We start from the raw sequence: 26,414 nt of genomic DNA, 5'->3' as shown, positions 1-26,414 counted from the left end.
CTGGGTTTACTGCTGTCCAACCGGGCGCTGGTCGACAGCATCCTGGGAAGGCCGGCGCGCGATACCTCGGTCGCTCCCCAGCTCATTTCCGACCAGACCGGCCGGCTGGTGGCGATTCAACGGCACCTGCACGCGGCGGATCTGGCGGATTTGCTGGAAAGCCTGCCCCATGATGAGCGGCTGGCGCTCTGGCGGCTGGTGGGCAACGATAAGCGCGGCAAAACGCTGGTGGAAGCCTCTGAAAGCGTCTGGGAAAGCCTGATCGCCGGAATGAGCAACCGCGATATCCTCAATGCCATCAGGCCGCTGGATGTCGACGAGCAGGCCTACCTGGCCCGCTATCTGCCGCGGGATCTGGTCGGCCGCATGCTGACGTCCCTGGAACCGCACCAGCGCGCCCAGGTACGGGCAATGATGAATTTTGACCGGGATAGCGTTGGCCATCATATGGATTTCGAACTGGCGGCGATTCGTCCCGACGTAACGCTCGCCACGGTGCAACGCTACCTGCGCTTACGCAAAACGCTGCCGGCCAATACCGATAAACTCTTTGTCGTCGATCGCCACAATCTGCTGGTGGGGGAACTGGCCCTGTCCACGCTGCTGCTTAAGCCGCTGCAGAAAAAGGTCCTTGAGGTCATGGATCCCAATCCCACTACCTTTCATCCGGAAGATCGGGCGGAGGACGCGGCCGGCGCGTTTGAACGTTACGATTTGATTACCGCGCCGGTGGTCGATGTCAAAGGCAAGCTGATGGGCAGGCTGAGCATCGAACATATGGTCGATCTGTTTTTTGAGGAAAACGACAGCAACCTGCGTAACCTGGGTGGTTTAAGCCCCGCCGAGGATATTTTCGCCCCGGTGAGCAAAACGGTGCGCACCCGCTGGGCGTGGCTGGCGGTCAACCTGTGCACCGCGTTTATCGCCTCCAGGGTGATCGGACTGTTTGAAGGCACGATATCGCAACTGGTGTCGCTGGCGGCCCTGATGCCCATCGTCGCCGGCATCGGCGGCAATACCGGTAATCAAACCATCACCATGATTGTCCGCGCGCTGGCGCTGCATCAGTTGGAAAAAGGCAACGCGGTGTTTTTACTGCTGCGGGAATTGGGCGTGGCGTTGATCAACGGCCTGGTCTGGGGCGGCATTATGGGCATCGTCACCTGGCTGCTCTATCGCGACGCGGGCCTTGGCGGCGTCATGATGCTGGCCATGCTGCTTAACCTGGTGCTGGCGTCATTGATGGGGGTGCTGATTCCGCTCACCATGGTACGCTTCGGCCAGGATCCGGCGGTGGGATCAAGCGTGATGATTACCGCCGTGACCGATACCGGCGGTTTTTTTATTTTTCTCGGGCTGGCGACGCTGTTTTTAATGCATTAATACGCCCTTTTTCTGACCTCGGCGCGGTGCAAGGCGCAGACCACCAGACCTATTATGTCCTTTGCTTATGTATAAACGGCCAAAACACACTTTTATGCGGTTTCTGGACTATTCTAACTATAAGAAAGCCTAGGATTCTATTATGCATGCCAACGACGCAGCTTCCGCTTATAAGGTTAAAAAAACAGGGATATTTATTGCGGCGGTAGCGTTGCTGGTTTTCATCTTGTCCATGGCTTGCCTGCGCCTCAATCATTACGCCGAACCCTTGTCGCCCTTATGGCTTGTCACCGCCGTTATGCTGTCGGTGCTGTTTTCCTGCCCGTGGCGCCGCTGGCCGGCGATGATACTGTGCTGCGCACTGGCGGTCATTGCCGCCCATAGGCTGATGGCGGAGGATATGCCGGCCGCATTGCCCCTGATCGGCATTTCCTTTGCCGAGGCCGCCTGCGGCGCCTGGCTGCTGAAATGGACGTTAGATCCCCTCGATCCGCTGGACGGCATCGTGCCCTGGATGAAGTTTTTCCTGATTGCGGTTCTCCTGATCCCCTTTCTCGGCGCGCTGGCCGCGGGTTTCCTTGCCGCGCCCGCCCATATCGGTTTCATGGCGTTCGCGCCGCAGTGGTTTACCGCCGAGGCCATCGGCATCCTGGCGCTGACGCCGGTGGGCATGCTCTGCCGGCACCAGACGCTGCCGCTGATGCTAAAACAGCGGTCCTGGCTGGAACTGCTGCTGATGATCCTGCTGACGCTGGTCATCAGCTATTTTGCCCTGCGGTTTTTACCCTTCCCCTTTACCATTATTATTCTGCCGCTGCTGATGGGCGCCATACGCTTGCCGCGTTTTGAGGCCTTCGGCCTGTTTTTAGTCACCACCCTGGCATTATTCATTACGCTGGGTTCCGGGTTTATCAAGGTGGGTTTACCCACCAGCAATCACCTCGCCATTTTATTGCATATACCGCTGTTGATGATCCTGATCCCCGCCAATGCGATGGCCATGGTCATGTACGCCTTTCGCCTGGAACGCGGCCATATCATGCAAAGCGAGACCCGTTTTCGCAACGCCATGGAGTATTCCGCCATCGGCATGGCCTTGGTCTCGCTGGAAGGCACCTGGATGCAGGTGAATAAAGCGCTGTGCCGGTTCCTCGGCTATGAGGCCGCCGAACTGAAGAAGCTCAGTTTCCAGGAGATCACCTATCCGGCCGATCTCAGTTCCGATCTTATCCAACTCAACGATCTGGTTAACGGCCATATTGATAGCTATACGCTGGAAAAACGCTATATCCGCGGCGATGGGGAAATTGTCTGGGCGCTGCTGGCGGTATCCGTGGTGCGCGACCAGAAGAGCAAGCCGCTCTATTTTATTTCCCAAATAGAAGATATCAGCGAAATCAAACACAACAATATTATCAACCAGCGCCTGATGGAGCGCATTACCCTGGCCAACGAGGCGGGCGGCGTCGGTATCTGGGAGTGGGATGTCGAGGCGAAAATCATGAGCTGGGATAAGCGCATGATGGAAATTTACGCCATGCAATCCGGCGAAACCGTCAGCTATGACTATTGGCTGGCGCGCATTATCGATGAAGACCGGCCTTTGGCCCTGCAAACCCTGAACGAATCCCTGGAGGAAAATAAGCCGTTCCTGCTGACATTCCGCATTCGCCATCCCGGCGGGGAAATCCGCCATATCCGCGCCTACGCCAATATGCTGATGGATGAGAACGACCGGGTGGTGCGCATGCTGGGCGTCAATCTGGATATGACCAGCGAGGTCCGCCTCCGGGAGGCCCTGCACGAGGAAAAGGAACGGCTGCATATTACCCTCGATTCCATCGGCGACGCGGTGATTTCCGTAGACCAGGGGATGCGCGTCAATTTCATGAACCCGGTGGCGGAAAAGATGACCGGCTGGCGCCAGGAGAAAGCCCATGGCCGGCATATCGACAGCATTATGCATATCAGCCTCGGCGTCGATGGCCCGCGGGTGGGCATGTCGATGGACGATGTCAATACCGGGCCCCACGAGGGGTTGACCCTGCGCCAGGATCTGGTGCTCAACAACCGCAAAGGCACGCTGTTCGATATTCATTACAGCGCCACGCCGCTCAAGAACCTGAAGGGGGAAATCCTGGGCGCGGTGCTGGTTATCAAGGATGTCAGCGAGTCGCGCCAGTTGCTGTTGCAGCTCAGTTACAATGCGTCCCATGATGTCTTGACCGGCCTGCCGAACCGGGCCAGTTTCAAACAGCATCTTGATGCCGCGCTCCTGACGGCAACGCGCGAAAAACGCCGTCACGCCCTGGTCTTTATCGATCTGGACCGGTTCAAACAGATTAACGACACGGCCGGACACGCGGCGGGCGACGCCTTGCTGCTGGAGCTCGGCCTGCTGATGCAGGACAATATCCGGCAGTATGATTGCCTGGCGCGACTCGGCGGCGACGAGTTCGGCCTGCTCCTCACCGATTGTCCCTTACCCGAGGCACAGGGTCTGGCCCAGCGCGTCATCGATGCGGTTAACGCCTACCGCTTTTATTGGCAGGAGCAATTATTCCGTATCGGCGGCAGCGCCGGCGTCACGCTGATATCGGCGGATAATTGCGATCCCAAGGAAGTCATGGCCCAGGCCGACAGCGCCTGCTATGCGGCAAAACATAGCGGCCGCGGCCAGGTATTGTTATACGAGGCGCGGCAGGATCCCGCCGGCCCCGCGTCGGTAACACAGGATATCCTGAGCCGCGAGCGGCTGCTTGATATGATGGATAACGAGAGTCTCCACGTGCAGATCGAGGCGGTCGCGCCGCCCGATGCCAGGCTTGAGGTGGGTTTCTACCTGATAAGTTTCGTCATCCAGGGCCGGGACGCATTACTGGTCAGCCAGGAAGACTTTATGCGCGCGGCGCGGGCGCGTCATTTATCGCTGGCGGTGGATCGCTGGCTGCTAGGTCAGATCTTCACCGTCCATGGCGCCGCCATCGCCGCCCAGGGGATTTGCCTGGTACTCCCCCTGTCCATGGCAGGGCTGGCCGACGCAGACATGATGGATGAGCTGCTGTCTCTCGGCGAGCGCCATCCTTTACTGAACGCGCGCCGGCTGATTATCAGTCTCGACGGCGAGGATTTCATGGCCGCTTATCCCGCCGCCGGGCTGGCCGCGGACCGATTGCGCCAGTACGGCTACCCCATCATGCTTAATCAGTTCGGCGCCGATTTAGGCGCGTTTAACAAGCTGAAAGCGGGGCATATCGATTATATCAGGCTGCCTGACCCGTTTATCGCCAATGTTCATTGCAGCCAGATGGACGATATTATGGTCAGGGTGATCCACGGCCATATCCATCGCCTGCGGGCGCGCTCCCTGGCCGGTCCCGCCAACCAGCCCGCCACGCTCGCCGCCCTTGCCGCCATCGGCGTCGATTTCGCCGCCGGCGAAACCGTAGGCCAGAGCCTGCCGCTGTCCACCCTATTGAATAAAGGCTATTTCACTGTTCAATAATCGTCGCGCGCCGTTGCCTGCTCCCCGACATTGCTGTAAAGTTCCCCGCCTCATCGGCATGGGGAGGCAGCGATGTTTATTGGTTTTGACTACGGTACCGCGAACTGCTCGGTCGCGGTGATGGACGGCGACCGGCCGCGCTTATTGCCGCTGGACGGCGCGTCGCCCTATATGGCCTCTATGCTTTGCGCGCCGACGCGCGAGGCTGTCAGCGAATACCTGCATCAGTTCTGGCAGGTGCCCACCGGCAGTGATGAAAATCAACGGCTGCTGCGCCGGGCGATTAACGCCAACCGGGAAGAAGATATCGTCCTGACGGAGCAAAGCCTGCAGTTCGGCAGGCAGGCGCTGGCAAATTATATTGCCGATCCCGAAGAGGTTTATTTCGTCAAATCGCCTAAATCCTTCCTGGGCGCCAACGGTCTCAAGCCGCAGCAGATTGCGCTGTTCGAGGATCTGGTCTGCGCCATGATGCGTTATATCAAACGCCAGGCCGAGGCGGCCTTGTCCACGCCCATTACCCAGGCCATGATTGGCCGGCCGGTCAATTTCCAGGGCACCGGCGGCGAGGAAGCCAACCGTCAGGCCCAGGATATTTTGCAGCGGGCCGCCTCACGCGCCGGGTTTACCGATATCGACTTCCAGTTCGAGCCGGTGGCCGCGGGGCTGGATTTCGAAGCCACCCTCGATCGGGAAAAAATTGTCCTGGTGGTGGATATCGGCGGCGGCACCACCGACTGCTCGCTGCTGCTGATGGGGCCGGAATGGCTGAAGCAGCGGGATCGCCGGCAAAGCCTGCTGGGGCACAGCGGCTGCCGCGTCGGCGGCAACGATCTGGATATCATGCTCGCGTTTAAATCGCTGATGCCGGAGCTGGGCCTGGGCGGCATGACGGAAAAAGGCCTGGCGCTGCCCGCCCTGCCGTTCTGGCAGGCGGTGGCGATTAACGATATCCCGGCGCAGGGTGATTTTTACAGCAGCAATAACGGCCGGTTCCTGCGTGAACTGATCCGCGACGCCGCCGATCCCGAACGCGTCGGCGCCTTACTGCAGGTCTACCGGCAGCGGTTAAGCTATCGCCTGGTGAAGAGCGCGGAAGAGAGCAAAATCGCCCTGTCCAGCGAACCGGCGACCCGGGCGGGCCTGGAGTTTATCCGCCCCGGCATGCAGGTGCCCATCTGCCAGGCGGAACTGGAGGAGGCCATCAGGGCGCCGCTGGGCCGGATCCGGCAACAGGTGGACGACGTGCTGGCGCAGGGCGCCGCGCCGCGGCCGGATGTGGTCTATCTCACCGGCGGCAGCGCCCGCTCGCCGCTGTTGCGCCAGGCGCTTGAGCGCAGCCTGCCGGACATTCCGATCGCCGGCGGCGATGATTTCGGCTCGGTCACCGCCGGACTGGCGCGCTGGGCGCAGCGCCAGTTCATCGCCTGAAGCCGGGCGGCGGCCTTAGCGCCTGGCCGGCGGCTTAGCGCGGCAACCCGCCGTCGGTTTCCAGCAGGCCCTGGCGGATGATAAAGGCGATGAGCGTATCCAGGCCGTCGCCGGTTTTCAGGTTGGTGAACGCCCATGGGCGCGCTGGCCGCATCCGGTTGGTATCGCGCTCCATCACCTCCAGCGAGGCGCCGACGTAGGGCGCCAGATCGATTTTATTGATCACCAGGAAATCGGATTTGGTAATGCCCGGCCCGCCTTTGCGCGGGATCTTCTCCCCTTCCGCCACGTCAATCACGTAAACGGTCAGATCGGCCAGCTCCGGACTGAAGGTCGCGCTCAGGTTATCGCCGCCGCTTTCGATGAAAATAATGTCCAGATTGCCGAATTTGCGCGCCAGATCCTCCACCGCCGCCAGGTTCATGGACGCATCCTCGCGAATGGCGGTATGCGGGCAGCCGCCGGTTTCCACACCGACGATGCGATCGGCCGCCAGCGCGCCCGCCTCGGTGAGAATGCGCTGATCCTCCCTGGTATAAATATCGTTGGTCACCACCGCCAGTTGGTAGCGATCGCGCAGCGATTTACATAGCACCTCCAGCAGCGCGGTCTTGCCGGAACCCACCGGACCGCCGACGCCGACGCGTAAGGGTTGTTTATATTCTTGCATCTTAACTCCCGGATAACATCGCAAAATAGCGCATCGTCCCATGGCCCGTCCCGTGCCCAGGCCAGGGAGCGAAGCGTCCGCCGCTTGCGCCCGATAATGACATCATCAGGAACGAAACAGGCGTGAATACTGGGTTTCATGGCGGGACGACGCAATGGCCTGCAGCGGAAAACTGCCGCCCAGCGCATCGTCCTCCAGCCGCCCGGCGCGGGCGAATGCCGCCGGCAGCAGCGCGGACAGCTCACGTAACAGGCTTTGCGCCTTCTGCTGGCCGAACGGCACCAGCTTCAGCCCCGCCATGACGCCGCTTTCCAGCACGCTGTAGCCGTAGCCCATGGCCAGCGCCTCCAGAGGAATCGCCCATTGCCAGCCCAGCCAGGCCATACCCGCCAATTGGCTCTGGCGCAGCGCCGGCAGCCATGCGCCGTCCAGCGGCAGGTCCGGCCATTCCAGGATCAGCCGGCTTAACGCCTGGCCCCGCTGCTGTTCTTCGCGCCTGAGCTCGCAGGTCTCGCGCGCGGCCAGCAGAAAATCGCTCCAGCGGGCAAATTGTCCGCTGTCATCCGCCGCGCAGGCCCGGTACAGGCGGATCAATACCGGCCAGTCCAGGCCGCCTAAGGTGTCGGCGATAATCTGCCGCTGCCAGTCGGCAAAGGCGTCGCCTGACATAACCCAGCCCGCCTCCACCGCCCATTCCAGCCCCTGCGAATAGGTAAAGCCGCCCACCGGCAGGCTGGGGCTGATAAGCTGCATCAGGCGCAGCAGCGCGGTTTGCTCCAGCATATCAGTGCGGATGATGATGGCCATGGGGCGCGCTCTGGTACGCCCCGGCCTCGGGTTCGAACGCCGCCTGCTCGGTCCTGACCGCCGCGCCCAATCCCATCACCATGGCGTCCAGCACATGATCGTGCTGATAGCGCACCCAATCGCGCTCGATCTGCAACGGCACATGGCGGTTGCCCAGGTGATAGCAGACCCGCGCCAGCAGCAGCGTATCGCGCGCATACACCGTGGAGACGGTTTCAGGCGCGGCAATCACCCGCACGACTTCGTCGCCGTCTTCGGTGGCAAGCACGTCCCCGCCGCGGATCACTTGCCCGCGCGGCAACAGCAGGCCGGCCTCGCGGCCGTCGTCCAGCCGCACCTGGGCCCGGCTCTTGATGCGTGTATCCAGATCCAGCGTCACGGTGGCGGTAGCCGCCAAAGCCTTATCAAGGTGTTTCGTTAAAACAATCATCCTGATTCCCGACTCGGTTAAAAAAGAAAATAGCGCTGCGCCATCGGTAAAATATCGGCGGGCTCGCAGGTCAGGAGTTCGCCGTCGGCCCGGACCTGATAGGTCTGCGCGTCCACCTCGATGGTAGGCTGCCAGTGATTATGGATCATATCGGCCTTCCTGACGTGGCGGCAGTGCCTGACCTCGCCCAGCAGGCTTTGCAGGCCCAGCCGGCCGGCCAGGCCGTTGCCGTATGCCGCCTGGGACAAAAACGTCATGCGCGTGGCATGGCGCGCGCCGCCGAGCGCGCCGAACATCGGGCGGTAGTGGACCGGCTGCGGCGTGGGAATCGACGCGTTGGCATCGCCCATCGGCGCCATGGCGATCATGCCGCCCTTAATGATAAGCGCCGGCTTGACGCCGAAAAACGCCGGCGACCACAGCACCAGATCCGCCAGCTTGCCGCGCTCGATGGAGCCAACCTCATGGGATATGCCGTGGGTGATGGCCGGGTTGATGGTGTATTTGGCGATATAGCGCTTGACCCGGAAATTGTCGTTGCGCTCACCGTCCGGCGCGAGCGGGCCGCGCTGCACCTTCATTTTATGCGCCGCCTGCCAGGTGCGCAGGATCACCTCGCCCACCCGGCCCATCGCCTGCGAGTCGGACGACAGCATGGAGAAGGCGCCCAAATCGTGCAGGATATCCTCGGCGGCGATGGTTTCACGCCGGATGCGCGATTCGGCGAACGCCACGTCCTCGGCGATGCCGGCGTCAAGATGGTGGCAGACCATCAGCATATCCAGATGCTCGTCGATGGTGTTCACCGTATAAGGCATGGTGGGGTTGGTGGATGAGGGCAGGATGTTCGCGTGGCCGCACACCTTGATGATATCCGGCGCATGGCCGCCCCCCGCCCCTTCGGTATGATAGGTATGGATGGTGCGATCGCCGATGGCGGCCAGCGTATCCTCGACAAATCCCGCTTCGTTCAGGGTGTCGGTATGGATAGCCACCTGCACATCATACTTATCCGCCACGCCCAGGCAGCAATCGATGGCCGCCGGCGTGGTGCCCCAGTCCTCATGCAGCTTCAGGCCGATGGCCCCGGCTTCCACCTGTTCGGCCAGCGCTGCCGGCTGCGACGCGTTGCCCTTACCGGTAAAACCGATATTGACCGGCAGGGTTTCCGCCGCCTGCAGCATGCGCGCCAGATACCAGGGACCGGGGGTGCAGGTGGTGGCGTTGGTGCCCGCCGCGGGCCCGGTGCCGCCGCCGATCATGGTCGTTACGCCGGCGCAGATGGCTTCTTCCACCTGCTGCGGGCAGATAAAATGAATATGCGCGTCGATACCGCCGGCGGTGACGATTTTGCCCTCCGCCGCCACCACTTCAGTGCCGGGACCGATGGGGATGGTCACCCCGGGCTGGATGTCCGGATTGCCCGCCTTGCCGATGCCGACGATCCGTCCGTCCTTAACCCCGATATCCGCTTTAACGATACCCCAGTGATCGATAATCAGGGCGTTGGTCAGCACCAGATCGACACAAAACGCCGACGTCATCTGCCCCTGCCCCATGCCATCGCGGATCACTTTGCCGCCGCCGAACTTTACCTCTTCGCCATACAGGGTAAAGTCCTTTTCCACCTCGATCCACAGCTCGGTATCCGCCAGCCGCAGCCGGTCGCCCACCGTGGGGCCGAACATTTCCGCGTAGGCGCGGCGGGAAATTTTGCTCATGACGATGACTCCAGCTTGCCCATGATCTCGCCGCGAAAGCCGTAGACTTCGCGTTTGCCCGCATAGGCCACCAGGGTAACGTCCCGGGACTGCCCCGGCTCGAAGCGCACCGCCGTGCCGGCGGCGATATCCAGCCTGAACCCGCGCGCCGCCGCGCGATCGAACTTCAGCGCCGGATTAACTTCGAAAAAATGGTAATGCGATCCCACCTGTACCGGCCGGTCGCCATGGTTGGCGACGGTAACCGTCACGCGATCGCGGTCGGTGTTAAGCTCGATATCGCCCTCGGCGATACACATTTCACCAGGTATCATAACGCCTCGCTGCTTGTCAGATTATCGGATCGTGGACCGTCACCAGTTTGGTGCCGTCGGGGAAGGTCGCTTCCACCTGCACGTCGGGGATCATTTCCGGCACCCCTTCCATCACGTCATCGCGGGTTAATACCTCGCGGCCCAGGCTCATCAGTTCGGCCACCGTCAGCCCGTCGCGCGCGCCCTCCAAGATCGCGGCGCTTATCAGCGCCACCGCCTCCGGATAATTCAGCTTCAGCCCACGGGCCTGCCGCCGTTCCGCCAGAAGGGCGGCGGTAAACAGCAACAGCTTGTCTTTTTCTCTTGGCGACAATTCCATTCTTCAACTCCTCAGGTTGCCCAGATACGCGGGGGCGACGCTTCCAGCCCCAGCATCCCGGGCCGTAAACAGGCCCAGATCCGGTGCAGCAGATGCTGCAGCCGCTGGTTATCATTATCCAGCACCCGTACGACCAGCAATGAATCCAGCAGGCTGGCGCCGGCCGCCGGCGCATGGGCGGCGTCGAGCAGCAGACGCACCTCGGCCAGCATCTTCTCGGTGACGGGGGTGGCATAAAAGGTCGCGCTTAGCGGATGGCCGCCCAGTTTTTCCAGCCGGCCCGCGCTGATGCGCAACCGCTCGAACAGGCCCGGCGATCCCGGCAGGATAATGCGCAGGGACGCATCCAGGCTACCGGAGGTAAAGGCTTCGCCGGCCGCCGGCCGGCCAAGGCACAGGGTTTCAAAGCCCAGCAGGCGCGCGCCGGGGGCCAGCCGGAACTCGGTATCGATAGCCACCCTGGCGGCCGGGAACAGGATATTATCCTGCGGCAGCCATTCAAGTATGCTGTCCTCGCCGAGCGAAAATCGCTGCGACACCCGGGCCAGCTGGCCCGCGCTGCGGTAAAATTTGGTGGCGCCCGGCATGGTCAGCAGCGCATGACTCTGCGCCGCCATGGCGACCGATAATTCAAGCCGGTCGCCGCCGACCACGCCGCCCGGCGGATGCAGCAAATAGACGTGGGGGTGATCGGCCTGGGGATAAAACGCCCGCTGCACCCGGTAGGGTCCGCTATGCCGCCGGGTCGTCAGCAACGTCCGGCCGTGGCGCCGCTCGAATCCCAGCGCGAGCTTACCCAGCCAGCCCGCGGGCGGCGGCACGGGTAGAACAGTGTCGTTTGTCATAGCACCCTACTGCACGGCATACCATGGCCTTGTAGTGACAGGCCATGAGATAACAAGTCCAAAGCCTTTCCGTAGCAATATTTAAGCCAATTCTCAACCGGGGATTACCTGTGCTCACGCCCTCATGGCGCACCATATTGGTGCCATGCCTGCACCCCAACCGGTAACAGCGATAAAAATGCGCCATGCCGGTGCGCAAGGGTGAACGCGTTATAATGCCAACACCCCAACACCGCCTTCCCCGGCGGGAAAAGCAGGGTTACCCGCCGACCCGGGTTCAGCTATAGGGCGAGATAAAATTAACCGTTGGGCGCGTTAAGGCACCGGGGATTAGGGGGCTAAAATGGCGTTAAGCCAAGGCGCCAGAACCGCGCAACATGGCGTACAGGGCGGTATCCCAGCGCTCCCGGCCCACTTTGGCCGAGCTGCGGCGCACGCCTTCGCGGATAAAACCCAGTTTTTCATAGGTGTGGATTGCCGCCTGGTTAAAGGTGTAGACATTCAGTTCCAGACGCTCAATCAGCGGCTCGGCAAACACCCGCTGCACAATGGCGCTCAGGAAGGGGATGGCGATGCCCTGCCCCCGGTTGGCGGGGTTCACGGCCACCCGCCCCAGCAGGGCGACGCCGTTGCGCCAGTCAAAAGTCACCTGGGCGGTAGCGGTGGCCGCGCCGGGCTCCCCGGCGCAAAACAGCCATCTCCGGGGAGGCGTGCCGGCCGATTCGCCGAGCATTTCAGCTAATTGCGGCGGATCCAGGGGAAAACGCGGCAGGGGACCGCCCCATTGCGCCAGCTCTTTTTCGGTGTTAAACCAGCGGCAGATGCCGGGAAAATCAGCTTCCGCCATATGACGTATATTCATTCTACCCCGCCGTGTAAGGACATTAACCCGACCCTGGGATATCTGTCCCGAAATGGACCTCATCCCGGCCGCTTTTGGCCTGTACTATATCAATATATTTTGTTAAAAATCACAAGTTGCCGTCAAACTTTATTACGTGGGGAAAAGATGCTTGAATTACGCCCGAACTGCGAACTCTGTGATTGCGATTTACCCCCCGCAAGCCATCAGGCGCGCATCTGTTCTTATGAATGCACCTTCTGCGCCGACTGTGCCGCCAATGAACTTAATAATACCTGCCCCAACTGCGGCGGAGAATTAACTGCCAGGCCCATCCGTCCACCCCACCGGCTTAAACTGCATCCGGCCTCGACACGGCGTATTATTGCAAAACGTTAACTTTCAGCTATCGAATCCATCTATGAAAGCAGCTATCAAAGATAAGGCATTAACGTAATATGCTTTCATCGGCGACAAAGGAATGATGACCATTCGGTGCTGGCCGATAGATAAAGGATTAATACCCTTATCCGGCCCACTTTTTGTGCATAAAATTAACGTTATCCGAGGCAAAAAATGTATAATTTTTCACGTTTTCAGGCAAAAGAATTGGCATTGGCCTATATGAGCGGCAAGGCCACCGGCCTGACGCCGGAAGAATTTTTTCAACAGGTGATGAAAGCGGAAAAATCCTTTGATTCCCTGATCAGAACAGGAACCGCGCAGCCCGCCAAGGGTGTGCTGGTCAAATCCTTTTAACGCCCGCGGGCGGGAAAGTGAAGCCGCCCGCCCGGTATGATGCCCTACCCGGCGCGTGGCTCCTCCCGGCATGGCTGCGCGCCGCGGCCGCGAGGTTTATTTCCAGGCGCTGGCTTCATCCAGCACGCGGACATCCTCGGCGCTGAGCCGCAGTTCAAGCGCTTGCGCCAGTTCGTCAAGCTGTTCCACCGACGTTGCGCTGGCAATAGGCGCCGTGATGCCGGGCTGCTTGAGATTCCAGGCCAGCGCCACCTGGGTCGGCGTGACCTGGTGCTGCTCGCTGACGGCATCCAGCGCCTTCAGGATGCGCAGGCCGCGCGGGTTTAAGTATCCCTCGACCACGCTTTGCCCGCGCGGGCTTTTGGCGGCATCTTCGGTGGCGCGGTATTTACCGGTCAGGAAGCCGCTTGCCAGCGCGTAAAAGTTGATTACGCCAACGCCATGCGCGGTCACCACCGGCGCCAGGTTTTGCTCGTATTCCTGGCGATCGTAGAGATTAAACTTGGGCTGCAGCGTTTCATAACGCGCCAGGCCATTCTGTTCGCTGATGCGCAGCGCCTGCGCCAGGCGTGGACCTTCATAATTCGACGCCCCGATGGCCCGCACCTTGCCTGCTTTAATCAAGGCGTCGAACGCGGCCAGGGTCTCCTCCAGCGGTACGGACTTGTCGTCGTCGTGGGATTGATACAGATCGATATAATCGGTTTGCAGGCGCTTAAGCGACTCTTCCACCGCGCGTTTGATATACCCCGCCGACAGCCCCTTTTTATCGCCGCCCATGGGCTTGCCCACCTTGGTGGCGATAATCATCCCGTCCCGCCTGCCGCTTTTTTTCAGCCACTCGCCGATAATGGTTTCGGATTCGCCGCCCTGGTTGCCGTCAACCCAGGCCGAGTAGACGTCGGCCGTATCGATGAAATTCAGCCCGCGCTCCGCCAGGGCGTCAAGCAGGCGAAAAGACATCTGCCGGTCGATGGTCCAGCCAAATACATTGCCGCCGAATGCCAGCGGCGGCACGGTAATCCCGGAACGGCCCAGTGTTCTTGTTTCCATGGTGATACCCCCTTATTGCTGTTGAGCGTTACTATTTTGCCATGCTGACTACCTTAGCACTCCCCAGGTTACGCGCCAGCCTTTGCCGGCTCTCCCGCGCCTCCCGCTCCAGCCAGTGCTTGAACAGCGTAAGCGAAGGCGACAGGACCTTTTGCTCAGGATGAATCAGATAATAAGAGGCGCCGCTTTGTATGCACAGCGGAAACGGCGCCGTCAGGCGCCGGGCCTCAAGATCGAACTCCAGCAGGCAGAGATCGCCCATGGCGATGCCATATCCCTGCAGGGCCGCGGTCATGGCCAGATCCAGCGTGTCAAAATGCTGCGCCTTGGTCAGCGGCGCTACGTCGCAGCCCGCCGTCTTTAACCATAATAGCCAATCGCGGCGATCGCGGGTGGGATGAAGCAGGGTTTTATCCACCAGCCGGGCGACGTCGGCGTCAGGCGCGGTCCACAGTGCCGGGATGCACACCGGAGTGAGTATTTCATCAAACAGCGGGGTGGCCTGGATGCGTTTATTCTCCGGCCGGCCGAAGATCACCGCCGCGTCAAAATGTTCGCTGGCGAAATTAACGCCGTGCGAGAATGAGGTGGTCAGGGCGATATCGATTTCCGGATGCTGGTTTTGCAGTTGCATAATGCGCGGCAGCAGCCAGCGCATGGCGCAAGTGGGGCATTTTACCCGCAGCGTGCCCGTGCGCCTGGCGGCAAGGGCGAGCGTGGCGTCGATTTGCCCCAGCGCCTGCTGCAGCGGCGCCAGCAGGGCGGCGCCCTGCTCGGTCAGTTCCAGTCCCCGCGCCTGGCGAATAAACAGCGCGCAGCCCAGGTGCCGTTCCAGGCCGGCTATCTGGCGGCTGACGGCGCCCTGGGTGAGATGCATATGTCGCGCGGCATGAGTGAAATTTAGCCGCTCAGCGACTACGATAAAGGTTTTCAGCACGTCCAGCGAGGGCAGCGGATTCATGATTCGGCTCCGGATAACAGCAGGATTGATGAAACATCCACGGGCATGGCTCCAGTGGTAATAGGGCCGGCGAAGGCGGCTGCGCCGCGCTGATGAGATTATCGCCGCGCTCCAGGCATGTTCCCGGCGCATGGCATGCATGATAAAGGATCGGTTGTCGCGCGGCCGGATATGTTGCTTAATCATGATTCATCCAGCCTTACGTGTCACGGCTTTTGCGGTTTTAACCCTACCAGGAGGTTGTTCCCATGCAGAGCGTTATTCCCCCCAGGTCTAAGTTGCCCGATGTCGGCACCACGATCTTCACCACCATCGGACAGCTGAGCGCCGAGCACCAGGCCCTGAATTTGTCCTCGGGGGCGCCAAGCTTTGACTGCGATCCGCTGTTGATAGACGGCGTGGCGAAAGCCATGCGTGCCGGACATAACCAGTATGCGGCCATGCCTGGACTGATGGCCCTGCGCGAGGCGCTGGCGGATAAAGTCGAGCGCCTGTACGGCTGCCGGTATGATCCTGAAAGCGAAATCACCATACTCGCCAGCGCCAGCCAGGGGCTTTACAGCGCCATCAGCGCCCTGGTGCATCCGGGCGACGAGGTGATCTATTTTGAACCGGCGTTTGACAGCTATTCCCCCATCGCCCGCTTGCAGGGGGCGGTGCCGGTGCCGGTGAAAATCCCGCTGGAGCAGCACGCTATCGATTGGGACGCGGTGGCCGCGGCCGTGACGCCGCGCACGCGCATGATTATCGTCAACAGCCCGCATAACCCTACCGGCATGGTGTTCAGCGAAGAAGATATCCAACGGCTGACCGCCCTGACCGCCGGCACCGATATCCTGATCCTCTCCGACGAAGTGTATGAGCATATGGTGTTCGACGGCGCGCCTCACCGCAGCATGGCGGCGTATCCCGCCCTGGCCGAGCGCAGCGTGGTGGTTTCGTCCTTCGGTAAAACCTACAGCGTCACCGGCTGGCGCGTGGGGTATTGCCTGGCGCCGGCCGAACTGATGCTGGAAATCCGCAAGGTGCATCAGTTTATGGTTTTTGCCGCCGATACGCCGATGCAGTATGCGTTTGCCGAAGCGTTGGGCAAGCCGGAAAGTTATCTCGGCCTGGCGGCTTTTTACCAGCAAAAGCGCGATATACTGACCCGCGCCCTGCGCGATTCGCCGTTTAAACTGTTGCCCAGCGCGGGCGGATTTTTCCTGTTGGCGCAGTTCAGCCATTTCTCGGCGGACAGCGATAACGATATGGTTATAAAATTAATCCGCGATGCCAAAGTCTCGTCGATACCCCTGTCGGCGTTTTACAGCGACGGCACCGAAACCGGCATGATCAGGCTCAGTTTCGCCAAAGATGAAGCCACGCTGCGCGAAGGCGCGCGCCGGCTTTGCGCATGGCGCCAGGCGTAAGTGGCCGGGATGGCCGTATTTTTTTGACGTTCACACACTACCTATGACGGGACACGACAATGAAAAAAATAGCGACACTGTTGATATTGGCCTGCGGCATGGCCGCGCTGCCGGCCATGGCGGCCGAGGGCAAAATCCGTTTTGGCCTGGAAGCGCTTTACCCGCCGTTTGAATCCAAATCGCCGAGCGGTGAATTGCAGGGGTTCGATATCGATTTGGGCAACGCCGTGTGCCAGGCCGCCGGCGTCAAATGCGAATGGCTGGATACCTCATTCGATGGTTTAATCCCGGCGCTGCAGGGACGCAAATTCGACGCCATCAACTCGGCGATGAATGTCACCGAGAAGCGCCGCCAGGCCATCGATTTCACCCAGGTGATCTATCGGGTGCCCACCAAACTTATCGCCCGCGCCGACGCGGGGCTGCAGCCGACCCCGGACGCGCTGAAAGGTAAAAGCATCGGCGTGCTGCAAGGCTCCATCCAGGAATCCTACGCCAACGCCCACTGGGCCGGCCAGGGCGTGAATGTGGTGGCCTACCAGGATCAAAACCAGATCTATATGGATTTGACCTCCGGCCGCCTCGATGGCACGCTGGTGCTGGCGCCGGCCGGGCAGTCCGGTTTCCTGTCCCAGCCCCAGGGCAAGGGTTTTGCGTTTAGCGGACCCGCGGTCAGCGATGACGCCATCCTCGGCAGCGGCATCGCCTTCGGCATTCGCAAAGGCGACGACGCCCTGAAAAAACAGCTGGACGACGCCATCGCCAAGGTGAAGGCCCAGGGAACCATCGGCACCCTGGCGAAAAAATATTTCGGCGATATCGACGTGTCCGCCCCCAACTGATGCGTCCGCAGGCCCCGGAAAGCACTTTTCGGGGCAATATTCATACCAGAACGACAAACCCTGACAATACCTCCACACTTCCTCCATTTTTACCCGCGTTTTTTTGGCTAAACTGGGTATATCATTCTTATTTTATGCGGGAACGTGCGATTCTGATGCCTTGTCCGCATGATTACAGGTATAGCGATACATGAAGGGTAAACGCAATGGACGCTTATTGCTCCTGATAACGACACTGCTGATCCTCCTTATCGGCGCGTTTTTCATATGGCGGCATGTCCGGGAACAGCCCGCCGCCGAACCCACCGCCGCCGCCCGGCCGGGCGCGGCCCGCCCCGAGACCGGGCGGCGTGGCGGCCGCGCCGGGCGCCACGCGCAAACGCTGTCGCCGGTGCAGGCGGCCACCGCGCAGTCCCGATCGGTGCCGCGGTTTCTCACGGGCCTGGGCACGGTGACCGCCGCCGGCACCGTCACCGTAAGGAGCCGGGTGGACGGCCAGCTGATGGCGCTGCATTTCGCCGAGGGCCAATGGGTCAAGGCGGGGACGTTATTGGCGCAAATCGATCCGCGGCCGTTTGAGGTGGCGCTGCTGCAGGCCAAGGGGCAGTTGGCGAAGGACCAGGCGACGCTCGCCAACGCCCGGCAGGATATGGCGCGCTACCAGCAGTTGGTCAAAACCAGCCTGGTCTCCCGTCAGCAGCTCGACACCCAGCAATCATTGGTGCGCGAGGCCGAGGGCACTTTGCTGGTGGACCAGGCGGCGGTGGCCAGCGCCGAGCTGCAACTGGCCTACAGCCGCATTACCGCGCCGATGGACGGCCGGGTCGGCCTGCGCCAGGTGGATGTGGGTAATTTTATCACCAGCGGCGATACCACGGGCATCGTGGTGCTGACCCAGACGCGGCCGATCGATGTGCTCTTTACGCTGCCGGAAAGCGATATTCCAAGCGTTATCGCCGCGCAGAAAACCGGCAACGCGCCCCTGATTGAAGTGTGGGATCGCACCAATAAAACCAAGCTGACCGAGGGCGCGCTGCTCAGCCTGGACAATCAAATCGACGCCACCACCGGCACGGTAAGGCTTAAGGGCCGCTTTGCCAATGCCGACGACAGCCTGTTTCCCAATCAGTTCGTCAATATCCGCATGAAGGTCGACACCTTGCAAAACGCGGTGGTGATCCCCCCCGCCGCGGTACAGATGAGCAACGACGGCCATTTTGTCTGGGTCCTGAACGATGACGACCAGGTGAGCCAGCACCGGGTCACCACCGGCATGGAAGACAGCCAGCAGGTGGTGATCACCGCCGGCCTGCAGGCGGGGCAGCGGGTGGTTACCGACGGTCTTGACCGGCTGACCGAAGGGGTCAAGGTCGAGGTTATCGCCCCCGCCAGCACGCAGCCCGCCGCAGGCCCCCGCGCCCCCGCGCGCCGCGGGGAAAAATCCTGATGGAGTTGCTGCCGTCCAGCCATAGCGGCGGCCCCTCGCGCCTGTTTATCCTGCGGCCGGTCGCCACGACGCTGCTGATGATCGCCATCCTGCTGGCCGGTATCCTCGGCTACCGGACGCTGCCGGTGTCGGCGCTGCCCGAGGTGGATTATCCCACGATCCAGGTGGTGACGCTGTATCCCGGCGCCAGCCCGGACGTGGTCACCTCCGCCATCACCGCGCCGCTGGAGCGGCAGTTCGGCCAGATGTCGGGATTAAAGCAAATGGCGTCGCAAAGCTCGGGTGGCGCGTCGGTGGTTACGCTGCAGTTCCAACTGTCGCTGCCGCTTGACGTGGCGGAACAGGAAGTGCAGGCGGCCATCAATAACGCCACCAACCTGCTGCCGGACGATCTGCCCAATCCGCCGGTATACAGCAAGGTCAATCCCGCCGATCCGCCCATTATGACGCTTGCGGTCACGTCGACATCCATGTCGATGATCCAGGTGGAAGATATGGTGGAAACACGGGTGGCGCAGAAAATTTCCCAGGTCAGCGGCGTGGGGCTGGTCTCGATTTCCGGCGGCCAGCGCCCGGCGGTGCGGGTCAAGCTTAACGCCCCCGCCCTGGCGGCCTATGGCCTGGACAGTGAAAGCGTACGCACCGCCATCGACGCCGCCAACGTCAATTCCGCCAAGGGCAGCCTGGATGGCCCGCAGCGTTCGGTAACCCTGTCGGCCAACGATCAGATGAAATCCGCCGAGGATTACCGCCGGCTTATCGTCACCTGGCAAAACGGCGCGCCGGTGCGGCTGCGCGATGTGGCGACCATTGAACAGGGCGCCGAGAACAACCGCCTGGGCGCCTGGGCCAACCGTCAGCCGGCCATTGTCATGAATATCCAGCGCCAGCCCGGCGCCAATGTCATTACCACCGCCGACAGCATCCGCGCCCTGTTGCCTTCGTTAACCGCCAGCCTGCCGAAGTCGGTCACCGTCTCGCTGCTGGCCGACCGTACCGACAATATCCGCGCCTCGGTCAGCGATGTGCAGTTTGAACTGTTGCTGTCCATTGCGCTGGTGGTGATGGTGATTTACCTGTTCCTGCGCAATGCCGCTGCCACCATTATCCCCGCCGTGGCCGTGCCGCTGTCGCTGGTGGGCACCTTCGGGGTGATGTATCTGCTCGGATTTTCCGTCAATAACCTGACCCTGATGGCGCTGACCATCGCCACCGGTTTTGTGGTGGACGACGCCATCGTGGTGATCGAGAACATCTCCCGTTATATCGAACAGGGGGAAAAACCCCTGGCGGCGGCGCTGAAGGGCGCCGGCGAGATAGGCTTTACCATTATTTCCCTCACCGTGTCGTTGATCGCGGTGTTAATCCCGCTGCTGTTCATGGGCGATATCGTCGGGCGGCTGTTCCGGGAATTTGCGGTGACCCTGGCGATAGCCATCCTGATTTCGGCGGTGGTGTCCCTGACCCTGACGCCGATGATGTGCGCGCGCATGCTGAGCTACGAATCCCTGCGCCGGCAGAACCGCTTTACCCGCGCCAGCGAAAGGCTGTTCGAACAACTGGTGGCCGGCTACGGCCGCTGGCTGCGCAAAGTGCTGTTTCATCCCTGGCTGACGCTGTCGGTGGCGATTGCCATGCTGGCGCTGACCATTGTCCTGTATCTGGTTATCCCGAAAGGATTTTTCCCCACTCAGGACAACAGCGTGATCCAGGGCACGGTGCAGGCGGCGCAAAGCGTGTCGTTCAGCAATATGGCCCAGCGCCAGCAGGAGGTGCTGTCGGTCGTCATGCGCGATCCGGCGGTACAAAGCGTATCCTCGCTGATTGGCGTGGACGGCGCCAACGCCACGCTGAACAGCGGACGGCTGCAGATCAACCTCAAGCCGCTGGATAAGCGCCAGGACAGGATCGGCGTGGTGATCGAACGCCTACAGCGGGCCACCGCCGGCCTGACCGGCATCCAGCTTTACCTGCAGCCGGTGCAGGACCTGACCATCGATACCCAGCTCAGCCATACCCAGTATCAGTTTACCCTGCAGTCCCTGTCCCTGACCGATTTGGGTAAATGGATACCGCCGCTGCTCACCCGGTTGCAAAGCCTGCCTCAGCTGCGGGATGTCAGCAGCGATTTGCAGGATCGCGGCCTGGAAGCCTATATCAAGGTGGACCGGGACAGCGCCAGCCGCCTGGGCGTCAGCATGGCCGATGTGGCGAACGCGCTGTATAACGCCTTTGGCCAGCGCTTGGTTTCCACCATCTATACCCAGGCCAACCAATACCGCGTGGTGCTGGAGCAGGATACCGACACCCTTTCCGGGCTCGCGGCGCTCGACGATATCCGCATCAGGGGCGCCGACGGCAATATGGTGCCGCTAAGCGCCATCAGCAGCGTACAGCAGCGCCTGGGCGCCTTGTCCATCAACCATCTCGAGCAATTCCCCGCCGCCACCGTCTCGTTCAATCTCGCCCCCGGGTATTCGCTGGGCCAAGCGGTGCAGGCCATTACCCAGGCGGAACAGGATCTGGATGTGCCCGACTCCGTGGCCACCCGGTTCCAGGGCAGTACGCTGGCGTTCCAATCGGCGCTGGAGAGCACCGTATGGCTTATCGTGGCGGCCATCGTGGCGGTGTATATCGTGCTGGGCGTGCTGTATGAAAGCTTTATCCATCCGGTCACCATCCTGTCCACCCTGCCCACCGCCGGGGTGGGCGCGCTGCTGGCGCTGATCCTGTCCGGCCACGAGCTGGACGTGATAGCCATAATCGGCATTATCCTGCTGATCGGCATCGTCAAGAAAAACGCCATCATGATGATCGACTTTGCCCTGGCCGCCGAACGGGAAAAAGGCATGACGCCCTATGACGCCATTTTCCAGGCGTGCCTGCTGCGCTTTCGCCCGATCCTGATGACCACCCTTGCCGCGCTGTTCGGCGCCCTGCCGCTGATGTTCAGCACCGGGGTCGGGGCGGAGTTGCGCCGGCCGCTGGGAATTTGCATGGTGGGCGGGCTGGTGGTGAGCCAGGTGCTGACATTGTTCACCACCCCGGTGATCTATCTGCTGTTCGACCGTCTGTCGCGCCGCGGCCGGGCCGTTGTCGATAAGCCGGAAACGACATGAAATTCTTCGCCCTGTTTATCTACCGCCCGGTGGCCACGCTGCTGCTGACGCTGGCGATTGCCCTGTGCGGGGTGATAGGCTTTCGCCTGCTGCCGGTGGCGCCGCTGCCGCAGGTGGATTTTCCGGTGCTGCTGGTCACGGCGTCCCTGCCCGGCGCCTCCCCCGAGACCATGGCCTCGTCGGTGGCCACGCCGCTTGAGCGGGCGCTGGGCCATGTGGCCGGCGTCAACGAGATGACGTCCACCAGCGCCCTGGGCACCACGCGCATTATCCTGCAGTTTGATTTTGACCGCGATATCAACGGCGCCGCGCGCGATGTCCAGGCGGCGCTGAACGCGGCGCAAAGCCTGCTGCCCAGCGGCATGCCCAACCGGCCGCAGTACCGCAAGGTGAATCCGTCCGACGCGCCGATCGTGATCCTGACCCTGACCTCGGACACCTACAGCCAGGGCCAGCTTTACGATATCGCGTCCACCCAGCTGGCGCAGAATATTTCCCAGATGGACGGCGTCGGCAATGTCACGGTCGGCGGCGGCTCGCTGCCGGCGGTGCGGGTCGAGCTCAATCCCCAGGCGTTGTTCAACCAGGGCGTGTCGCTTGACGAAGTGCGCGAGGCCATCAGCCAGGCGAACGTGCGCCGCCCGCAGGGGGCGCTGGAGGACAACCAGTCCCGCTGGCAAATCCGCACCAACGACGCCCTGTCTACTGCGCGGGAATACCAGCCGCTGATTGTGCACTACCAAAACGGCGGCGTGGTGCGGCTGCAGGACGTGGCCGACGTGCGCGATGCGGTACAGGATGTGCGCAACGCCGGCATGGTCAACAGCAAGCCGGCCATTTTGATCGTGATTTTCCGCTCCCCCGACGCCAATATCATTTCCACGGTGCAAAGCATCCGGGCGGCCATCCCCGCCCTGCGCGCCTCGATACCGGCCGGCATCGAGATGAACGTGGCGCAGGATCGCTCGCCGACTATCCGCGCCTCCCTCGACGAAGTGGAACAGTCGCTGGTGATTGCGGTGGCGCTGGTGATCCTGGTGGTCCTGCTGTTCCTGCGCTCCTGGCGCGCGACGCTGATTCCGGCGCTGGCCGTGCCGGTGTCGCTGATCGGCACCTTCGCCGCCATGTACCTGTGCGGGTTCAGCCTGAATAATATCTCGCTGATGGCGCTGACCATCGCCACCGGTTTCGTGGTGGATGACGCCATCGTGGTGGTGGAGAATATCGCCCGTCACGTGGAATCCGGTATGAATCCCCTGGCGGCGTCCCTGCTGGGGGTGCGTGAAGTGGGTTTTACCGTACTGTCGATGAGCCTGTCCCTGGTGGCGGTATTTATTCCGCTGCTGCTGATGAGCGGCCTGCCGGGCCGGCTGTTCCGCGAGTTCGCCGTGACGCTGTCGGTGGCTATCATGATTTCCCTGGTGGTGTCGCTGACGCTCACGCCCATGCTTTGCGCCCGCCTGCTGGGCAGGGATACCGCGCGCGCCGCTAAAAAAACCGATCGGTTTACCGCCCTGCTGCTGCGGCTGCAGGGCGGCTACGCCCGTTCGCTGCGCTGGGTGCTTAATCATGCCGGCTGGGTGCTGGTGCTGTTTTTGGCCACCCTGGCGCTGAATGTATGGCTGTATATCGCCATACCCAAAACCCTGATGCCGGAGCAGGATACCGGGCGGATACAAGGGTTTATCCAGGCCGATCAGAGTATTTCCTTCCAGGCGATGCGCGGCAAGCTGCAGGACTTTATGAAAATCGTGGCGGCCGATCCGGCGGTGGACAATGTCACCGGGTATACCGGCGGCTCGCGCACCAATGCCGGCTCGATGTACATCTCCCTGAAGCCGTTATCCGAACGCCGGGAAAACTCGCAGGAAATTATCGCCCGCCTGCGCGCCAAGCTTGCCCGGGAGCCGGGCGCCGATCTGTATTTGTCGGCGGTGCAGGATATCCGCGTCGGCGGGCGGGAGTCCAACGCCGCCTACCAGTACACGCTGCTGGCGGACGATCTGGCGGATCTGCGCGCCTGGGAACCCAAGGTGCGCCTGGCGCTGGCGGCGCTGCCCGAACTGGCCGATGTGAACTCCGACCAGCAGGATAAAGGGGCGGAGCTGGGATTGATCTATAATCGCGACGTGCTGTCCAGCCTGGGTCTGGCGGTCTCGGACGTCAATAATCTGCTTAACAATGCGTTCGGCCAGCGCCAGATATCCACCATCTACCAGCCCCTGAATCAATATAAAGTGGTGATGGAAGTGGCGCCGGCCTATACCCAGGACCCCAGCGCGCTGGACCACATGTTTTTGATCAACAGCGCCGGCCAGCCGATCCCGCTGTCGGCGTTTGCCCAATGGCAACCGGCCAACGCCCCGCTGTCGGTTAACCACCAGGGACTGTCCGCTGCCTCGACCATCTCCTTTAACCTGCCGGAAGGCGTGGCGCTGTCCACCGCCTCCGGCGCCATCGAACGCGCCATGACGGAATTGGGCGTGCCCGCCAGCGTGCGCGGCACCTTCGCCGGCACGGCCAAGGTCTTCCAGCAGACCCAGCAATCCCAACTGTGGCTTATCATCGCCGCCATCGCCACGGTGTATATCGTGCTGGGGATCCTCTATGAAAGCTATGTTCATCCGCTGACCATCCTGTCCACCCTGCCCTCGGCGGGCATCGGCGCGCTGCTGGCCCTGGAGGCGTTCAGCGCCCCGTTCAGCCTGATTGCCATGATAGGCATCCTGCTGCTGATAGGCATCGTCAAAAAGAACGCCATTATGATGGTGGACTTCGCCCTGACCGCCCAGCGGCAAAGCGGCATCAGCGCGGCGGATGCCATTTTTCAGGCCTGCCAGCTGCGCTTTAGGCCCATTCTCATGACCACCCTGGCCGCGCTGTTCGGCGCGCTGCCGCTGGTGATCGGCAGCGGCGACGGCGCCGAGCTGCGCCAGCCCCTGGGCATTACCATCGTCGGCGGGCTGGTGGTCAGCCAGCTGATGACCCTGTACACCACGCCGGTGATTTATCTGTTTTTTGATAAATTGCGTCTGAAAGGGCGTCCGTCCCGCGCCGGCATCGTTATCCCCGAGCAAGAGTAACCGCGATATGCAATGGCATCCCTTTCATCATAACACCGCCCCCGCCGACCCCCGGCCCTCCGCTTCTGTGCACTGGCAGCTGTGGACGGTGGCCTTTGGCTTTTTTATGCAAACGCTGGACACCACCATCGTCAATACCGCCTTGCCCTCGATGGCCCATAGCCTGAAGGAAAACCCGCTGCATATGCATTCGGTTATCGTCTCCTATGTGCTGACGGTGGCGGTGATGCTGCCGGCCAGCGGCTGGCTGGCGGACCGGTTCGGGGTGAAAAAGGTTTTTTTCAGCGCCATCGTGCTGTTTACCCTGGGTTCCCTGCTGTGCGCGCGGGCCGGGTCGCTGCAGGAACTGGTGCTGTCACGGGTGGTGCAGGGCATCGGCGGCGCGATGATGGTGCCGGTGGGCCGCCTGACGGTGATGAAAATCGTGCCGCGTTCGCAGTATATGGCGGCGATGGCGTTTGTCACCATGCCGGGACAGATCGGGCCGCTGATCGGGCCCGCCCTGGGCGGCTTCCTGGTGCAATACGCCAGCTGGCACTGGATCTTCCTGATTAACCTGCCGGTGGGGATTGTCGGCGCCCTGATCACCTGGCTGCTGATGCCGAACTACAAAATGGAAACCCGCGGCTTTGATATCGGCGGATTTTTCCTGCTGGCGGTGGGCATGGCCACCATGACCCTGGGGCTGGAGGGCCATAAAGGGCTGAATATCCCCCCGGCGTATATCGCCGCCCTGATGCTGACCGGCCTGCTGGCGCTGTTGGGCTACTGGCTGCACGCCAGGCGCAATGAAAACGCGTTGTTTAACCTGCGGCTGTTTGAAACGCCCACCTTCGCCATCGGCCTGCTCGGCAGCCTGCTGGGCCGCATCGGCAGCGGCATGCTGCCATTTATGACGCCGCTGTTTTTACAGCTCGGCATGGGCTACACCCCTTTCCACGCCGGGCTGATGATGATCCCGATGGTGATAGGCAGCATGGGCACCAAACGCATTATCGTGCAGTTGGTCAACCGCGCCGGTTATCGGAACGTCCTGACCGGCGCCACGCTCGGGCTGGCGGCGGTGAGCCTGGTGTTTCCGCTGGTGGCGCTGGCGGGCTGGACTTACGTCATCCCGGTGGTACTGTTTTTCCAGGGGGTGGTTAACGCCATGCGTTTCACCTCGATGAACACCCTGACGCTCAAGGATCTGCCCGATCCGCTGGCCAGCGGCGGCAACAGCCTGTTGTCGATGGTGATGCAGCTGTCCATGAGCCTGGGCGTGACCACGGTGGGCATCCTGTTGGGCTTGTTTGCCGGCGGTCAGGCGCCGCTGGCGACAGGCGATATCCACGGCGTGTTTATCGCCACCTATTTATGCATGGCGGTGGTGATTGCCCTGCCGGCGCTGGTATTTATGCGCGTACCGCCGGACACCTCGCCCAATGGGCTATTATCCCAAAGCGACCCGAAGGGCCAATAAGGCGTAAGAA

Annotated in this window: 20 protein-coding genes and 1 pseudogene; 11 read left to right on the top strand and 10 right to left on the bottom strand. The window is 61.6% G+C overall.

From position 1 onward, the window contains the following. Positions 1 to 123: 123 nt before the first annotated feature. The 3 genes and pseudogenes from ACL2XF_RS01800 to yegD form a co-directional block, all read left to right on the top strand. A pseudogene (locus ACL2XF_RS01800) lies at positions 124 to 1,383 on the top strand (magnesium transporter); the annotation flags it as partial. A 142-nt stretch (positions 1,384 to 1,525) separates the two neighbouring features. Then, on the top strand, positions 1,526 to 4,888 hold the full coding sequence (locus ACL2XF_RS01795; protein WP_413727890.1) for a diguanylate cyclase: 3,363 nt from the start codon (positions 1,526 to 1,528) through the stop codon (positions 4,886 to 4,888). Positions 4,889 to 4,960: 72 nt separating this feature from the next. Continuing rightward, complete coding sequence (gene yegD / locus ACL2XF_RS01790) at positions 4,961 to 6,319, top strand: molecular chaperone (RefSeq protein WP_413723400.1); 1,359 nt, start codon at positions 4,961 to 4,963, stop codon at positions 6,317 to 6,319. A gap of 34 nt (positions 6,320 to 6,353) precedes the next feature. Here yegD and ureG read toward each other — a convergent pair whose 3' ends face one another. From ureG to ACL2XF_RS01750, 8 genes are all read right to left on the bottom strand, one after another. After that, positions 6,354 to 6,989: an urease accessory protein UreG gene (gene ureG, locus ACL2XF_RS01785; protein ID WP_413723401.1), complete on the bottom strand. Its 636-nt coding sequence runs from the start codon at positions 6,987 to 6,989 to the stop codon at positions 6,354 to 6,356. A gap of 105 nt (positions 6,990 to 7,094) precedes the next feature. Continuing rightward, on the bottom strand, positions 7,095 to 7,772 hold the full coding sequence (locus tag ACL2XF_RS01780; RefSeq protein ID WP_410016753.1) for an urease accessory protein UreF: 678 nt from the start codon (positions 7,770 to 7,772) through the stop codon (positions 7,095 to 7,097). A 1-nt stretch (position 7,773) separates the two neighbouring features. Beyond that, positions 7,774 to 8,226 carry an urease accessory protein UreE gene (gene ureE / locus ACL2XF_RS01775; RefSeq protein WP_413727889.1) on the bottom strand — a complete coding sequence of 151 codons (453 nt, stop codon included), beginning with the start codon at positions 8,224 to 8,226 and terminating at the stop codon, positions 7,774 to 7,776. Between the two features lie 17 nt (positions 8,227 to 8,243). Next, on the bottom strand, positions 8,244 to 9,947 hold the full coding sequence (ureC, locus tag ACL2XF_RS01770) for an urease subunit alpha (RefSeq protein WP_410014071.1): 1,704 nt from the start codon (positions 9,945 to 9,947) through the stop codon (positions 8,244 to 8,246). Then, entirely contained in the window at positions 9,944 to 10,261 is a 318-nt protein-coding gene (locus ACL2XF_RS01765) for an urease subunit beta (RefSeq protein WP_410014070.1), read from the bottom strand. The genes ureC and ACL2XF_RS01765 overlap by 4 nt, the downstream gene beginning before the upstream one ends. Before the next feature lie 16 nt (positions 10,262 to 10,277). Continuing rightward, entirely contained in the window at positions 10,278 to 10,580 is a 303-nt protein-coding gene (locus tag ACL2XF_RS01760) for an urease subunit gamma (protein WP_323476240.1), read from the bottom strand. Between the two features lie 11 nt (positions 10,581 to 10,591). Further along, a complete protein-coding gene (locus tag ACL2XF_RS01755) occupies positions 10,592 to 11,425 on the bottom strand; it encodes an urease accessory protein UreD (protein WP_410014069.1) in 834 nt (277 codons plus the stop codon). A gap of 349 nt (positions 11,426 to 11,774) precedes the next feature. After that, the gene (locus ACL2XF_RS01750) at positions 11,775 to 12,287 is read right to left on the bottom strand and encodes a GNAT family N-acetyltransferase (RefSeq protein WP_413723403.1); all 513 of its coding nucleotides are present in this window, start codon (positions 12,285 to 12,287) and stop codon (positions 11,775 to 11,777) included. Positions 12,288 to 12,434: 147 nt separating this feature from the next. Here ACL2XF_RS01750 and ACL2XF_RS01745 point away from each other — a divergent pair, with 147 nt between their 5' ends. Both ACL2XF_RS01745 and ACL2XF_RS01740 read left to right on the top strand, forming a co-directional pair. Next, a complete protein-coding gene (locus ACL2XF_RS01745; protein ID WP_413727888.1) occupies positions 12,435 to 12,665 on the top strand; it encodes a DUF1272 domain-containing protein in 231 nt (76 codons plus the stop codon). A 177-nt stretch (positions 12,666 to 12,842) separates the two neighbouring features. Beyond that, on the top strand, positions 12,843 to 13,025 hold the full coding sequence (locus ACL2XF_RS01740) for a hypothetical protein (protein WP_410014066.1): 183 nt from the start codon (positions 12,843 to 12,845) through the stop codon (positions 13,023 to 13,025). A 96-nt stretch (positions 13,026 to 13,121) separates the two neighbouring features. Here ACL2XF_RS01740 and ACL2XF_RS01735 read toward each other — a convergent pair whose 3' ends face one another. Both ACL2XF_RS01735 and ACL2XF_RS01730 read right to left on the bottom strand, forming a co-directional pair. Continuing rightward, a complete protein-coding gene (locus ACL2XF_RS01735; protein WP_413723404.1) occupies positions 13,122 to 14,078 on the bottom strand; it encodes an aldo/keto reductase in 957 nt (318 codons plus the stop codon). A 31-nt stretch (positions 14,079 to 14,109) separates the two neighbouring features. Continuing rightward, positions 14,110 to 15,039 (bottom strand): LysR substrate-binding domain-containing protein, encoded by a 930-nt coding sequence (locus ACL2XF_RS01730; RefSeq protein ID WP_413727887.1) that lies wholly within the window; start codon positions 15,037 to 15,039, stop codon positions 14,110 to 14,112. A 248-nt stretch (positions 15,040 to 15,287) separates the two neighbouring features. On the opposite strand from ACL2XF_RS01730, the gene ACL2XF_RS01725 reads away from it, so the two are divergent. From ACL2XF_RS01725 to mdtD, 6 genes are all read left to right on the top strand, one after another. Further along, positions 15,288 to 16,451: a methionine aminotransferase gene (locus tag ACL2XF_RS01725; RefSeq protein ID WP_410014063.1), complete on the top strand. Its 1,164-nt coding sequence runs from the start codon at positions 15,288 to 15,290 to the stop codon at positions 16,449 to 16,451. A gap of 59 nt (positions 16,452 to 16,510) precedes the next feature. Continuing rightward, the gene (locus tag ACL2XF_RS01720; protein ID WP_410014062.1) at positions 16,511 to 17,293 is read left to right on the top strand and encodes an ABC transporter substrate-binding protein; all 783 of its coding nucleotides are present in this window, start codon (positions 16,511 to 16,513) and stop codon (positions 17,291 to 17,293) included. Between the two features lie 190 nt (positions 17,294 to 17,483). Then, complete coding sequence (locus ACL2XF_RS01715; RefSeq protein WP_410014061.1) at positions 17,484 to 18,740, top strand: MdtA/MuxA family multidrug efflux RND transporter periplasmic adaptor subunit; 1,257 nt, start codon at positions 17,484 to 17,486, stop codon at positions 18,738 to 18,740. Beyond that, on the top strand, positions 18,740 to 21,859 hold the full coding sequence (locus ACL2XF_RS01710; RefSeq protein WP_413727886.1) for an MdtB/MuxB family multidrug efflux RND transporter permease subunit: 3,120 nt from the start codon (positions 18,740 to 18,742) through the stop codon (positions 21,857 to 21,859). Before ACL2XF_RS01715 ends, ACL2XF_RS01710 begins: the two co-directional genes overlap by 1 nt. Next, positions 21,856 to 24,942 carry a multidrug efflux RND transporter permease subunit MdtC gene (gene mdtC, locus ACL2XF_RS01705; RefSeq protein ID WP_413721145.1) on the top strand — a complete coding sequence of 1,029 codons (3,087 nt, stop codon included), beginning with the start codon at positions 21,856 to 21,858 and terminating at the stop codon, positions 24,940 to 24,942. Before ACL2XF_RS01710 ends, mdtC begins: the two co-directional genes overlap by 4 nt. Before the next feature lie 7 nt (positions 24,943 to 24,949). Beyond that, positions 24,950 to 26,404 carry a multidrug transporter subunit MdtD gene (gene mdtD, locus ACL2XF_RS01700; protein ID WP_413727885.1) on the top strand — a complete coding sequence of 485 codons (1,455 nt, stop codon included), beginning with the start codon at positions 24,950 to 24,952 and terminating at the stop codon, positions 26,402 to 26,404. Positions 26,405 to 26,414: the final 10 nt, after the last annotated feature.

It is taken from the genome of Sodalis sp. RH19 (assembly GCF_047324215.1).
GTDB lineage: Bacteria > Pseudomonadota > Gammaproteobacteria > Enterobacterales > Enterobacteriaceae > Acerihabitans.
Note: the sequence above shows the minus strand (reverse complement) of the source record. Positions and strands in the feature narration are given on the sequence as shown.